At 42.8% G+C, this 12,491-nt stretch carries 17 protein-coding genes and 1 pseudogene; 8 read left to right on the top strand and 10 right to left on the bottom strand.

Annotated elements, in window-relative coordinates:
- The first annotated feature begins 64 nt into the window (after positions 1-64).
- Positions 65-733 carry an MIP/aquaporin family protein gene (locus tag K1I67_RS00260; protein WP_223338297.1) on the top strand — a complete coding sequence of 223 codons (669 nt, stop codon included), beginning with the start codon at positions 65-67 and terminating at the stop codon, positions 731-733.
- Between the two features lie 222 nt (positions 734-955).
- Here K1I67_RS00260 and queF read toward each other — a convergent pair whose 3' ends face one another.
- The 7 genes from queF to K1I67_RS00225 all read right to left on the bottom strand — a co-directional run bounded on the left by queF (position 956) and on the right by K1I67_RS00225 (position 4,650).
- On the bottom strand, positions 956-1,447 hold the full coding sequence (gene queF, locus K1I67_RS00255) for a preQ(1) synthase (RefSeq protein ID WP_223338296.1): 492 nt from the start codon (positions 1,445-1,447) through the stop codon (positions 956-958).
- 18 nt (positions 1,448-1,465) lie between these two features.
- Entirely contained in the window at positions 1,466-2,182 is a 717-nt protein-coding gene (gene queE / locus K1I67_RS00250) for a 7-carboxy-7-deazaguanine synthase QueE (protein WP_223338295.1), read from the bottom strand.
- A complete protein-coding gene (queD, locus tag K1I67_RS00245) occupies positions 2,175-2,618 on the bottom strand; it encodes a 6-carboxytetrahydropterin synthase QueD (RefSeq protein ID WP_223338294.1) in 444 nt (147 codons plus the stop codon). Before queD ends, queE begins: the two co-directional genes overlap by 8 nt.
- On the bottom strand, positions 2,618-3,271 hold the full coding sequence (gene queC / locus K1I67_RS00240; RefSeq protein WP_223338293.1) for a 7-cyano-7-deazaguanine synthase QueC: 654 nt from the start codon (positions 3,269-3,271) through the stop codon (positions 2,618-2,620). Before queC ends, queD begins: the two co-directional genes overlap by 1 nt.
- 351 nt (positions 3,272-3,622) lie before the next feature.
- Entirely contained in the window at positions 3,623-3,937 is a 315-nt protein-coding gene (gene trxA, locus K1I67_RS00235) for a thioredoxin (protein WP_001029584.1), read from the bottom strand.
- Between the two features lie 14 nt (positions 3,938-3,951).
- The gene (locus K1I67_RS00230) at positions 3,952-4,173 is read right to left on the bottom strand and encodes a DUF4649 family protein (RefSeq protein WP_049508973.1); all 222 of its coding nucleotides are present in this window, start codon (positions 4,171-4,173) and stop codon (positions 3,952-3,954) included.
- Between the two features lie 96 nt (positions 4,174-4,269).
- Complete coding sequence (locus K1I67_RS00225; RefSeq protein WP_223338292.1) at positions 4,270-4,650, bottom strand: MarR family winged helix-turn-helix transcriptional regulator; 381 nt, start codon at positions 4,648-4,650, stop codon at positions 4,270-4,272.
- Positions 4,651-4,831: 181 nt separating this feature from the next.
- Between K1I67_RS00225 and K1I67_RS00220 the strand changes: the two genes are divergently transcribed.
- Together K1I67_RS00220 and K1I67_RS00215 are read left to right on the top strand one after the other, a co-directional pair.
- Positions 4,832-5,206 carry a CidA/LrgA family protein gene (locus K1I67_RS00220; protein ID WP_000781324.1) on the top strand — a complete coding sequence of 125 codons (375 nt, stop codon included), beginning with the start codon at positions 4,832-4,834 and terminating at the stop codon, positions 5,204-5,206.
- On the top strand, positions 5,203-5,898 hold the full coding sequence (locus K1I67_RS00215; RefSeq protein WP_049508971.1) for an LrgB family protein: 696 nt from the start codon (positions 5,203-5,205) through the stop codon (positions 5,896-5,898). The genes K1I67_RS00220 and K1I67_RS00215 overlap by 4 nt, the downstream gene beginning before the upstream one ends.
- Positions 5,899-5,931: 33 nt before the next feature.
- On the opposite strand, the pseudogene K1I67_RS10135 reads toward K1I67_RS00215, so the two are convergent.
- From K1I67_RS10135 to K1I67_RS00200, 3 genes and pseudogenes are all read right to left on the bottom strand, one after another.
- Positions 5,932-6,210 (bottom strand): annotated as a pseudogene (locus K1I67_RS10135) (hypothetical protein); the annotation flags it as partial.
- A gap of 468 nt (positions 6,211-6,678) precedes the next feature.
- Complete coding sequence (locus tag K1I67_RS00205; protein WP_223338290.1) at positions 6,679-7,374, bottom strand: ABC transporter ATP-binding protein; 696 nt, start codon at positions 7,372-7,374, stop codon at positions 6,679-6,681.
- A 3-nt stretch (positions 7,375-7,377) separates the two neighbouring features.
- The gene (locus K1I67_RS00200; protein ID WP_000119157.1) at positions 7,378-7,743 is read right to left on the bottom strand and encodes a GntR family transcriptional regulator; all 366 of its coding nucleotides are present in this window, start codon (positions 7,741-7,743) and stop codon (positions 7,378-7,380) included.
- Positions 7,744-7,882: 139 nt separating this feature from the next.
- Here K1I67_RS00200 and nrdR point away from each other — a divergent pair, with 139 nt between their 5' ends.
- Genes nrdR through der form a run of 5 tightly spaced genes read left to right on the top strand, consistent with a single transcriptional unit; the run spans position 7,883 to position 12,454 of the window.
- Complete coding sequence (nrdR, locus tag K1I67_RS00195) at positions 7,883-8,356, top strand: transcriptional regulator NrdR (RefSeq protein WP_001203674.1); 474 nt, start codon at positions 7,883-7,885, stop codon at positions 8,354-8,356.
- Positions 8,357-9,523: a DnaD domain protein gene (locus tag K1I67_RS00190; RefSeq protein WP_223338289.1), complete on the top strand. Its 1,167-nt coding sequence runs from the start codon at positions 8,357-8,359 to the stop codon at positions 9,521-9,523.
- Positions 9,524-10,420 carry a primosomal protein DnaI gene (gene dnaI / locus K1I67_RS00185; RefSeq protein WP_049549027.1) on the top strand — a complete coding sequence of 299 codons (897 nt, stop codon included), beginning with the start codon at positions 9,524-9,526 and terminating at the stop codon, positions 10,418-10,420. It abuts the gene before it with no gap.
- Entirely contained in the window at positions 10,417-11,130 is a 714-nt protein-coding gene (locus K1I67_RS00180; RefSeq protein ID WP_223338288.1) for an NADPH-dependent oxidoreductase, read from the top strand. Before dnaI ends, K1I67_RS00180 begins: the two co-directional genes overlap by 4 nt.
- A gap of 13 nt (positions 11,131-11,143) precedes the next feature.
- A complete protein-coding gene (gene der, locus K1I67_RS00175) occupies positions 11,144-12,454 on the top strand; it encodes a ribosome biogenesis GTPase Der (protein ID WP_049508964.1) in 1,311 nt (436 codons plus the stop codon).
- Positions 12,455-12,491 lie beyond the last annotated feature (37 nt).

The following is a 12,491-nucleotide window of genomic DNA, read 5'->3' as shown; positions in this document are numbered from 1 at the left end:
TTTTCTTGAAACCCTTTCCTTCTTCTGATAGACTAATACATAGTTTGAAAAAAGGAGACTTAACATGAAAAAATTTGTTGCTGAATTAATCGGTACTTTTATGCTTGTGTTCATCGGAACAGGAGCTGTTGTTTTTGGAAATGGTGTTGAAGGACTTGGACACCTTGGAATTGCTCTTGCCTTTGGTTTGGCAATCGTAGTTGCAGCTTTCTCAATCGGAACTGTTTCAGGTGCTCACTTGAACCCAGCTGTTTCTATCGCTATGTTTGTTAATAAACGTTTGTCATCTTCAGAGCTTGTAAACTACATCCTTGGTCAAGTAGTTGGTGCTTTCCTTGCGTCAGGATCTGTATTCTTCCTCTTGGCAAATTCAGGTATGTCAACTGCAAGTCTTGGTGAAAATGCCTTGGCAAATGGTGTAACTGTCTTTGGTGGTTTCTTGTTTGAAACAATCGCAACATTCTTGTTTGTTTTGGTGATCATGACTGTAACTTCAGCAAGCAAAGGGAATGGCGCTATTGCTGGTTTGGTGATCGGTTTGTCATTGATGGCTATGATTCTTGTTGGATTGAACATCACTGGACTTTCAGTAAACCCAGCTCGTAGCTTGGCTCCTGCTGTATTGGTAGGTGGCGTAGCGCTTCAACAAGTTTGGATTTTCATCCTTGCACCAATCGTTGGTGGAGTACTTGCAGCCCTTGTTGCTAAAAACTTCCTTGGAACTGAAGAATAATTGAAACTCAAAAAGCCTTGCTCCTTAGCTTGAGGAACAGGGCTTTTTCGTATTATACTCTTCGAAAATCTCTTCAAACCACGTCAACTTCCATCTACAACCTCAAAACAGTGTTTTGAGCTGACTTCGTCAGTTCTATCTACAACCTCACTCAAAGCAGTGTTTTGAGCAACCTGCGGTTAGCTTCCTAGTTAGCTTCTTTGATTTTCATTGAGTATGAGTTTAGCGGTTGTCAATTTTCTCTGGATAAAGGTCGTGTTGAAAGAGGCGTTGTTCTGCCAAGGCTTCATACTTGGTTCCAGGTCTACCGTAGTTGTAGTAGGGGTCAATTGAGATGCCACCGCGTGGAGTGAATTTTCCCCAGACTTCTAAATAGCGAGGGTCTAGCAAGTTGACCAAGTCTTTTCCGATGGTGTTAATGCAGTTTTCGTGAAAATCTCCGTGATTTCGGTAGCTAAAGAGGTAGAGTTTGAGGGATTTTGACTCGACACAGAGTTTGTCAGGAATATAGGAAATATAAATGGTTGCGAAGTCTGGTTGAGCGGTAATAGGGCAAAGTGAGGTAAATTCAGGGCAGTTGAATTTGATGAAATAGTCATTTTCCACATGACGATTGTCAAAGGATTCGAGGACTTCTGGTTGATACTCGAAAATATAGTTGGTTTCTTCGTTGCCTAGTAGGCTGAGGTTTTTCATTTCTTCTTGTTGTGACATGATTTTTTCTTTCTATTCTTAAACACCGCGTTGGTTGTCGTAGAGGAGGGTATGGAGTTGAGGAAGGACGCGGACATTGCCCCAACTATCGTCAGCAGCGACACGTTCCCAGAGTTCTTTGAGACGGTCCAGTTGGTCTTGGACAATATTGCCTGTGGCCTTGGGTTCAGGATTTCCAGCAGATAAGAAGAGAACATCTGGTTGGTAGCGCTCTTGAATGCCTTTGGCAAAGGCTAGATCTGCATCATCAAAAACAGGGATTTTAAAGGTGACCTTGTCAGGATCTAGTTGGGAAACGATGAAATCCAAGGTCTCGAAGTTGACTTCCATTTTTGATGAAGGAGGTTTGGGACTCAGGGTGACCTGGTCGATGTCTTTTAACCAATTTTGCCAGCGAGAACCTTGTGTCTCGACAGCAAGGGTGACACCACGTTTCTTGAGCTTGGTGACTAATTCGGCCATGTTGGCTGCTAGGGTGGCAGGATTTCCCCCAGACAGGGTGACGTAGTCGTAGCTTCCTAGTTTGTCTAACTCAGCGATCACTTCATCAGCTGTCATGCGAGTAGGCTTCTCAGAACCATCCCAAGTAAAGGCAGAGTCGCACCAATCGCAGTGGTAGTCACAACCAGCAGTGCGGACAAACATAGTTTTCTGGCCAATAGCACGTCCTTCACCTTGAAAGGTTGGCCCAAAAATTTCCAAAACTGGTAGTTTGAGGACACGTTCCCTAGTCATCTAACCACTCCCGTCTAAACTCTGCAAAGGCAGTCGGTGTTTCATAGAGGCGAACGTATTCCAAACGGAGACCGCGTTCGTCTGGCAACTCTTGATTCATGGTTTGGAAAATCCAATAAACCATATTTTCAGCAGTTGTGTTCATATAAGGAAGAGTTTCATTGAGATAGCGGTGATCCAAGTGGGGCTCTAAGTAGTCTTTGTAGATTTGCTTGATATCCCCAAAATCATAGGTCATGCCACGTTCATCTAAAAATCCACTAACAGCAATCTGTAGATGATAAGTGTGGCCATGCAGGGATTTGCATTTCCCTTCATAGTGAAAGAGGTGGTGGGCAGCATCAAAGGTAAATTCCTTTGATACCAAGGTTCTGTGAGGATTGTAGACAAGAGATTCCCCAGTTTCTTGTTTGATTTCTTTGGGGGCAAAAAACATCAGGCTTCTCCTTTCTGCGAGAGATAAACCTCTAAACCATTTTGACGTAGGTGGCAGGCTGGACAGTCTCCACAACCAGTACCAATAATCCCATTGTAACAAGTCAAGGTCTTTTCACGAACATAGTCAAAGGCGCCAAGTTGGTCGGATAACTCCCAGTTTTCAGCCTTGTCTAGCCACATGAGAGGTGTTTGGATAACGAAGTCGTAATCCATGGCAAGGTTGAGGGTGACATTGAGGGATTTGACAAAGACATCACGGCAGTCAGGATAGCCTGAGAAGTCTGTTTCACACACTCCTGTGACGATATCTGTAATTCCTCGCTGCTTGGCAAGAACTGCCGCAAAGGACAGAAAGAGATGATTGCGACCGTCAACGAAGGTATTGGGAACCTCTCCCTCTTTTTGCTCAATTTCCAGATCAGAGGTCAAGGCGTTTTCAGTGATTTGTCCCAGCAGAGACATATCTAGGATATGGTGGGGAATTCCTTGTTCCTCGGCGATTTCTTTGGCGACTTGAATTTCTAAATGGTGGCGTTGACCGTAGGCAAAGGTCACGGCTTCGACCCTTTCATAATGTTGCTTGGCCCAGAAAAGGCAGGTTGTTGAATCTTGACCACCACTAAAGACGACCAAGGCGGATTGACGTTTCATAGTACTCCTTCCAAAATGGGAAATGTTTAGAGCACGCAAAAAGCTCCCTTGAGGGAGCTAAAAAATACCAAGTAGAGGTTTTTTTTAGCGATGGCATGTCCCAAACATCGTGATATTCTAATTACAGTCTAGCATATTTTTTGAAAAATGGCAAAGGGCAAGAAAAAAGAGAGTGGGACAGAAATCTGTAATTCGTTAGAATTCGATTTCGTCGTCCCACCTCCGCACAGTTGAGTAGGGCTGTAAAAGCTGATGAAATCAGCGTAGTAGAGCCCACTCAACCACTGCGTACTGCTCTACAATCCAAAGACAATTGAGAGGCTAGGACTTTTGCCCCAGCCTCTCCTTTGATTAGCTTAATTCAGCTACGATAGCCTTGATTTGTTCAGCTGTGTGGACACCAGCCACTTGTTTAACCACTTGTCCATCTTTTTTGAAGAGTAGAGTAGGGATAGACATGATACCGAATGAACGAGCTGTGTTAGGATTTTCATCAACGTCCATTTTAACGATTTTCAAGACATCTTCTGAAAGTTCTTCAGACAATTTGTCCAAGATTGGACCTTGCATACGACATGGGCCACACCAAGTTGCCCAGAAGTCTACCAAGACCAATCCGTCTTTAGTTTCTTGTTCAAATGTTGCGTCTGTAATTGCTTTTGCCATAGTATTTCTCCTTTTTAGTTATATTGGCTTAAATCTTGTTTCATGAGATAGAAGAAAACATCTCCGTAAGTCCCATGGTAGTCCAAATCATGTCCCTTGTAGGTTACTTTTTGGACGGGGTAATAGTCTGCGACACCAATCAGGCAGGCATGTTGAGAACGTTCAAATTCATCGTATGACTCAAAGGTCATGGTTCTCTCTTGCTTGCTGGCGTCAAGATAGGTGATTTCAATCATAGGATTCTCCTTTGCTAAATCATATCTTCATTTTACTCCTTGGAAAAAGGAATGTCAAGAAAATTGATTGCGCACGCAAGTTTTTTAAAAAAAGTTTTAGGATAACCAGTTTGATTTTGTTGCTAAGCTTTCTTCAACAGCTGTTTGTAAATGAGACAAGGTAGTCTGTCCTTCGTTAGTCAGACAGATAAAACTAGCTCGTTTGTCCTGGTCGCAGCATCTCCGACTAAGTAAACCGCAGTTCTTGGCTTCTAGGCGTGCCACCATCCGTGAAACAGCACTAGGGCTCAGGTGGAGTTTATCTGGCAAGTCGATTTGTCTTAGGGATTTGCCTTCAGCCTGATTTAGAAAGTGCAAGAGGTAAAATTCCTTGAGTGTTAAGGTTTGTTCACTCTGCTCAGCGATGGTCTCTTCTAAAATAGCTTCTAGCTCTACTTGCCTACGGTTGAAGTCAAACCATTTTTCTAAGTAAGTCATGTCCATCTCCTTTCCCTCTATAATAGTGTAATCATACTAGTGCATCTATGATGCTTGCGCACGCAATTAGTATACATCTTTTTGGCTTGGATAGCAAGAAGGATGTTTCTTATATATTTCCTTGAAATTTTCTGAAAAAAGAGTAAACTGGTATGCAGAAAGTCTATTTGTGGAGTTTACGATGAAGTTATATGTTCAGTTAATGATTCTCTTTGTGATTTCTCTAATCGGTGAAGGGATTTCTAGTTTTTTTCATTTGCCCATCCCAGGCAGTATCATCGGCTTGATTATTCTTTTTCTAGCCTTGCAGTTCAAGTGGCTGCGCACCCGCCATGTTAACATGGTTGGAAATTTTCTCCTAGCCAACATGACCATTCTTTTTCTACCTCCTGCAGTTGGAATTATGGAAAAATTTGATGTGATTGCTCCCTATCTTCTGCCGATTGTTTTGATTGTCTTTTTTGCAGCAGTGATTAATATCATCTTGATTGCGCTTGTGGTTCAATTTATCAAAAAACGCTATGAAGGTGACTACGAAGAAAGAGGTACCAAATGAGCGAATTTGTATCTAATCCCCTATTTGGAATTGCTTTATCAATCTTAGCCTATCTTGGGGGAATGATGATTTTCAGACGCTATCCTCATCCCTTAACGACTCCTTTGCTACTGTCAGCTATTTTTATTATCATATTTCTAAAGGTAACTGGCATTTCCTACCAAGATTACTACCAAGGTGGGGTTTATCTTAATAACTTGATTGTTCCTTCAACAGTGGCTCTAGGAATTCCCCTCTATAAGAGCTTCCACTTGATGAAGCATCATGTTAGAAGTATTTTGCTGGGTAGTTTTCTAGCTGTCATCGTCAATACTTCTTTTACAGCCCTAGTCGCAAAAATCTTTGGTATGGACTTTTTCCTAGCTATTTCCCTCTTTCCTAAGTCAGTAACGACCGCCATGGCAGTAGGAATTACAGAAAAGTTGCAGGGCTTGACCACAGTGACCCTAGTAGTTGTCGTAGCGACGGGGATTTTGACCAGTGTAATCGGACCAACGCTTCTAAAATGGCTCAAGATAGACGATCCAGTAGCGGCTGGACTAGCCCTGGGTGGAACAGGTCACGCCGTTGGAACTGGAACGGCCTTTCGCTATGGACCAGTTGCAGGTGCTATGGGAGGACTAGCCATCGGTGTTACAGGTATTCTCTATGTATTTGTCAGTCCTATTGTAGCCAATTTGATATTGAGTTAACGCAAAAACCCAGCTCTAGTAGCTGGGCATTTTTTATTGCAAATTAACTTTATTCTTCAAGATATAGTAGGTTCCGAGATAGAAGGCTGCGCTGAGGATGAGGTCTTTAACGATTTCAAAGGAGATCATCCAATTGTAGTCGAAATCTATGCGAAGGTTGAGACCAACAAAGCCGAGAATGGTTTGGATAACAATATAGGCTAAAACCGCGAGTGCTGTGCGGTATTCAATGAAAAGTTGTCCGATGGAAATCGCCAAGTAGATGCAGAGGATTCCTGAAATTGTGCTGAGGATATATGAGATCACAGAAAGCCAGAAACTATCCATGTAAAATTTAAAGAGGTATTCGAGAGAAAAGATATCAAGGAAGTTTGCACCAGTCAGAACTAAAATGATATAAATACTCAAGATAAAGACTAATGAGCTAGCCAGAGACCAGATGAAAGCACCCAAAAGTTTGGATAAAATGATTTGGTGCTCAGATACGGGGAGTGTGAGAGTTAGGTATCCCTGACGATCGTAGACACTACCCTTGAAGCGACGAATGATCAAAATCAAGGTTGAAATACTTAAGGTAATGATTAGTCCACCAAAAACTAGAGCCAGAAAAACTAACATAATCATTTGTTGATCGGGGGTGTCGATGGATTTTAGGGAACTAGCTTGAACCCCGATAAGGGCAGAAAGAGCCAACACAGCACCGTAGAGGGCTAAATACCACTTGTTAACATTTTTAAATTCATAACGAACTAAATTCCAAAACATAATAATCTCCTTTATCTAGGCTTTGAATTCATGACGGAAGAGTTGGTCGATAGACTCTCCAGACTCATAGCGAATATCATCCACATTTCCTTGACGGACAACTTTTCCATCCTTGAGGAAGACAATCTCATCCAAGATTGGTTCGATGTCTGAAATCAAGTGAGTTGAAATCAAGACAGTCGAAGTTGGAGAGTAGTTGTTGATGATGGTGTTCAAGATATAGTCACGAGCTGCTGGGTCTACACCCCCGATTGGTTCATCAAGCACGTATAGACGAGCATCACGACTCATGACAAGGATCAACTGAACCTTTTCTTTGTTCCCTTTTGAGAGTTTCTTGAAACGGCTATTTTCATCAATACCAAGGTCACGAAGAAGACCTTGAGCACGTTCCAGATTAAAATCTTGGTAGAAGGTCTTGAAATAAGTGAGAGCTTCCTTGACCTTCATCTGCTCGTTGAGGTAGGTCGTATCAGGTAGATAAGAAACGATAGCCTTAGTTGCTGGGCTTGGTTCCATGCCATTGATAAGAATACGCCCTGCCTCTGGCTGTAGCAAGCCGTTGATTAGTTTAATCAAGGTTGTCTTTCCAGAACCGTTTGGGCCAAGGAGACCAACGATTTTTCCAGCTGGAATTTCAAGGGAAACATTTGTAAGAGCAGGGCTTGCTCCATAGGATTTTGACACATTTTCAAATGCTAACAAGGTCATAGTTTAAACTCCTTCAATATAATCTCTCAAAACAGTCGGTAGTTCTTCTTTTTCATAGCCGAATTCTACCATGCCTGTTACAAACTGTTGCAGCTGTTCTTCTGACAGTTGCTTACGGGATTGGAGGATCAAGTCCAAATCCTCTGTGACAAAGCGTCCAGATGTCCGCTTGGTATAAACGAAGCCTTCCCTTTCCAAGTCCGATAGGGCACGCTGGATGGTGTTGGGATTGACACCTGCCTCGCTAGCTAATTCTCTAACGGTTGGAAGCTGTTGATTGGGCTCGAGTTTATGGGAAATAATCTGCAATTTGATTTTCTCCATAATCTGCAAATAAATGGGTTTATTGTTATCAAATGTCCAAGACATCACGATCTCCTTTCTAATTACCTTTGTGTTAATTCAATAATACAACAAAACAAAAAACTTGTCAAGCCAAAAGGAGAATTATTTTGGGAATCTCTTAAAAAATGGTATAATGAAAAGAAAACGACAAGGAGGGAAAGGCATGCGTTGTCCAAAATGTGGCGCTACAAAATCAAGTGTGATCGATAGTCGCCAGGCTGAAGAAGGAAATACAATCAGAAGAAGACGTGAGTGTGAAGAGTGTCAGCATCGTTTTACAACCTATGAACGTGTTGAAGAGAGAACACTGGTTGTGGTAAAAAAAGATGGTACACGGGAACAATTTTCAAGAGATAAAATCTTTAACGGGATTATTCGCTCAGCCCAGAAACGTCCAGTGTCTAGTGATGAGATTGGCATGGTTGTCAATCGCATCGAACAAAAACTCCGTAGTCGCAATGAAAATGAAATTCAGAGTGAGGTTATTGGTTCCTTGGTTATGGAAGAGTTGGCAGAGCTAGATGAGATTACTTATGTCCGTTTTGCCAGTGTCTACCGTAGCTTTAAGGATGTGAGTGAGCTTGAAAGCCTACTCCAGCAGATTACACAATCCTCTAAAAAGAAAAAGGAAAAATAAATGAAGCCAAATGACCGTTTTTCTTTTGTAAAGAATAATCGGGTGTCGCAAGATACCTCATCAATGGTGCAGTGCTACCTCCCGATTATCGGTCAGGAGGCGCTGAGCCTCTATCTTTATGCTGTGATTTTTTGGGATGATGGTCAAAAGGAGCATCTCTTTGCAGCCATGCTCAATCATTTGAATTTTGGGATGGATAGTCTTTTAAAGGCTTTTAAAACTCTGACAGCCATGAAATTGGTGACCCTCTATCAACAGGGGGAGTCCTATAACTTGTTACTTCATTCTCCCCTATCGACTCAAGAATTTTTACAACATACAGTTTATCGGACCTTGTTAGAAAAAATGATTGGGGATAGTGCGGTTGCAGCCATGAGACAGGAAAGTGTTGAAGGGGAACCTATCTCGGTGGCCTTGAGTCAAATCTTCCCTCAGTTATCCGAGTCTGCGAGTCAAGAACCCTCTAGCAGTCAGCCAGTAGCAGATGATTTTGATTTGGAGCATTTTCGTCAGCTCATGGCCCGTGATGGTCTTCGTTTTCAAGATGAGACTTCGGATGTTTTGGCCTTGTTTGCAATAGCAGACGAGCAGAGGTGGACTTGGTTTGAAACTTATCAAGTAGCCAAAGCGACAGCAATGTCGCAAGTGATTTCTGTCAAACGCATCCGCGAAAAGATAGCGCAAAAGCCTGTGACTTCTGACTTTAGTCCCAAGGAAGCAACCATTATCCGAGAGGCTAAGAGAAAGACAGCCTTGCAGTTCCTTGCTGAGATTAAGCAGACCCGCAAGGGAAGTATTACTCAGACTGAACGGGACCTGCTCCAGCAGATGGCTGCCTTGGGCTTGCTGGATGAAGTGATTAATGTTATCTTGCTCCTGACCTTTAATAAGGTTGATTCGGCCAATATCAATGAAAAATACGCCATGAAGGTAGCTAATGACTACGCCTATCAAAATATCCGTAGTGCCGAGGAGGCAGTTCTCCGTATTCGTGAACGTGGCCAAAAAGCAAAAACGCAAAAGCAGAATCAGAATGCCCCAGCAAAAACCAATGTGCCTAAATGGAGTAATCCTGAATATAAGAATGAAACTAGCGAAGAAACTCGCTTAGAACTAGAACGTAAGAAAAAAGAAATGTTAGCTCGATTAGAAAAAGGAGGAGACTAGATGGAAAGTGTCGGAGACGTGCTCAAGCGTCAACCAAGCCGATTTCAGTATCAGGATTTAGTCCAGCAAATTGTGAAGGACCCTGATGTTGCAGCCTTTATCCAGAAAGAATCTCTCAGTCAGGAGGAGTTAAACCGTAGTATTTCCAAGTTTAACCAATACATTACTGAGAGAGATAAGTTCCTCCGAGGAGATACAGACTATATCGCGCGTGGCTACAAACCTATCCTAGTCATGAATCATGGCTATGCAGATGTCTCTTATGAAGAGACTCCAGAGCTAATTGCAGCGGAAAAAGAAGCAGCGATTAAAAACCGTCTCAAGCTAATCAATCTTCCAGCTAGTCTTAAAAAAGCTAGCCTAGCTCAAGTTGATTTAGATGATTTGGGGCGCTTGCCAGTTTTTGAAAAGCTCCTAGCCTTTGTGGAGCAATATCCAGCTATTCGAAAAGGTCTCTACTTATATGGAGACTTTGGTGTGGGTAAAAGTTTCATGGTGGCTGCCCTAGCCCATGATTTGTCAGAAAAACGTGGCGTTTCATCAACTCTCCTCCACTATCCGAGCTTTGTCATCGATGTCAAAAATGCCATCGGTGATGGCAATGTCAAGACCTTGGTGGATGAGATTAAGCTTGCTGAAGTCTTGATTTTGGATGATATTGGTGCCGAGCAATCAACAGCTTGGGTGCGTGACGAGATCCTGCAGGTTATTCTCCAATATCGTATGCAGGAAGATTTGCCAACCTTCTTTACCTCCAACTTCAACTTTGAAGATTTGGAGAAGCATTTCGCTAAAGGGAAAAACGGAAATGACGAAACCTGGGAAGCTAGACGCGTCATGGAACGCATTCGTTATTTAGCAGAGGAAACAAGACTTGAAGGAGAAAACCGCCGATGACAGAAACAATCAAATTAATGAAGGCTCAAACTTCAGTGCGTAGATTTAAAGAGCAAGAGATTCCCCAAGCAGACTTGAATGAGATCTTGGCAGCTGCCCAAATGGCTTCTTCTTGGAAAAATTTCCAATCCTACTCGGTCATTCTTGTCAGAAGTCAAGAAAAGAAGGACGCCTTATTTGAGCTAGTTCCTCAGGAAGCGATTCGCCAGTCTGCAGCATTTTTACTCTTTGTTGGTGATCTAAACCGTGCAGAAAAAGGGGCTCGTCTCCATACGGATATTTTCCAACCTCAAGGGGTGGAAGGACTCCTCATCACTTCAGTAGATGCGGCTTTGGCTGGACAAAATGCCTTGCTTGCGGCAGAAAGCTTAGGCTATGGTGGAGTGATTATCGGTTTGGTGCGTTACAAGTCTGTTGAGTTAGCAGAATTGTTCAAGCTTCCTGACTATACCTATCCAGTCTTTGGGATTGCACTCGGTGTGCCAAATCAACAGCATGATGTGAAACCAAGACTGCCACTAGAGAATATTGTCTTTGAGGAAGAATACCAAGAACAGTCAACTGAGGCAATCGAAGCCTATGACCGAGTACAGACTGAATATGCAGGTGCGCGTGCGACTACAACTTGGAGTCAACGTTTAGCGGAGCAATTCGGCAATCCAGAACCAAGCTCGACTCGAGAAAATCTTGAGCAGAAGAAGTTATTGTAGAAAGTGAGAAAACATGGCCTTACCAACTGTTGCCATTGTAGGGCGTCCCAATGTTGGGAAATCAACCCTATTTAACCGTATCGCGGGAGAACGCATCTCAATCGTAGAAGATATTGAAGGTGTAACGCGAGATCGTATCTATGCCACAGGTGAGTGGCTCAATCGTTCTTTTAGTATGATTGATACTGGAGGTATCGATGATGTCGATGCGCCTTTCATGGAACAAATCAAGCACCAGGCAGAAATTGCCATGGAAGAAGCAGATGTTATCGTCTTTGTCGTGTCTGGTAAAGAAGGAATTACAGATGCGGACGAATACGTTGCCCGTAAACTTTATAAAACTCATAAACCAGTCATCCTAGCCGTTAACAAGGTTGACAATCCAGAGATGCGAAATGATATCTATGATTTCTATGCTCTTGGATTGGGCGAACCTCTACCGATCTCATCTGTTCACGGTATCGGGACAGGGGATGTGCTGGATGCTATTGTGGAAAACCTCCCACATGAAGTTGAAGAAGAAAATCCAGATGTTATTAAATTCAGCTTGATTGGTCGTCCAAATGTTGGAAAATCTAGCTTGATTAATGCCATTTTGGGAGAAGATCGCGTCATTGCCAGCCCTGTCGCTGGTACCACTCGTGATGCCATTGATACCCATTTTACAGATGCTGACGGCCAAGAGTTTACCATGATTGATACGGCTGGTATGCGTAAGTCAGGTAAAGTCTATGAAAATACTGAGAAATACTCGGTTATGCGTGCTATGCGTGCTATTGACCGTTCAGATGTAGTTTTGATGGTCCTCAATGCAGAGGAAGGTATTCGTGAGTATGACAAGCGTATCGCTGGATTTGCCCACGAAGCTGGTAAAGGGATGATTATCGTGGTCAATAAGTGGGATACGCTTGAAAAAGATAACCACACCATGAAAAACTGGGAGGAAGATATCCGTGAGCAGTTCCAATACCTGCCTTACGCACCGATTATCTTTGTATCCGCTTTGACTAAGCAACGTCTCCACAAGTTGCCTGAGATGATTAAGCAAATCAGCGAGAGTCAAAATACCCGTATCCCATCAGCAGTCTTGAATGATGTCATTATGGATGCTATCGCCATCAACCCAACACCGACCGATAAAGGGAAACGCCTCAAGATTTTCTATGCGACTCAAGTGGCAACCAAACCACCAACCTTTGTCATCTTTGTCAACGAAGAAGAACTCATGCACTTCTCTTACCTACGTTTCTTGGAAAATCAAATTCGCAAGGCCTTTGTCTTTGAAGGAACACCGATTCACCTGATTGCAAGAAAACGGAAGTAGTGGATGTAAAAAAAGGTAGAGCATTAAGACTTGTTCT

It is taken from the genome of Streptococcus infantis (genome assembly GCF_019929575.1).
GTDB lineage: Bacteria > Bacillota > Bacilli > Lactobacillales > Streptococcaceae > Streptococcus > Streptococcus infantis_L.
The sequence above is the reverse complement of the archived record's forward strand: the minus strand, read 5'-3'. Positions and strand labels throughout refer to the sequence as shown.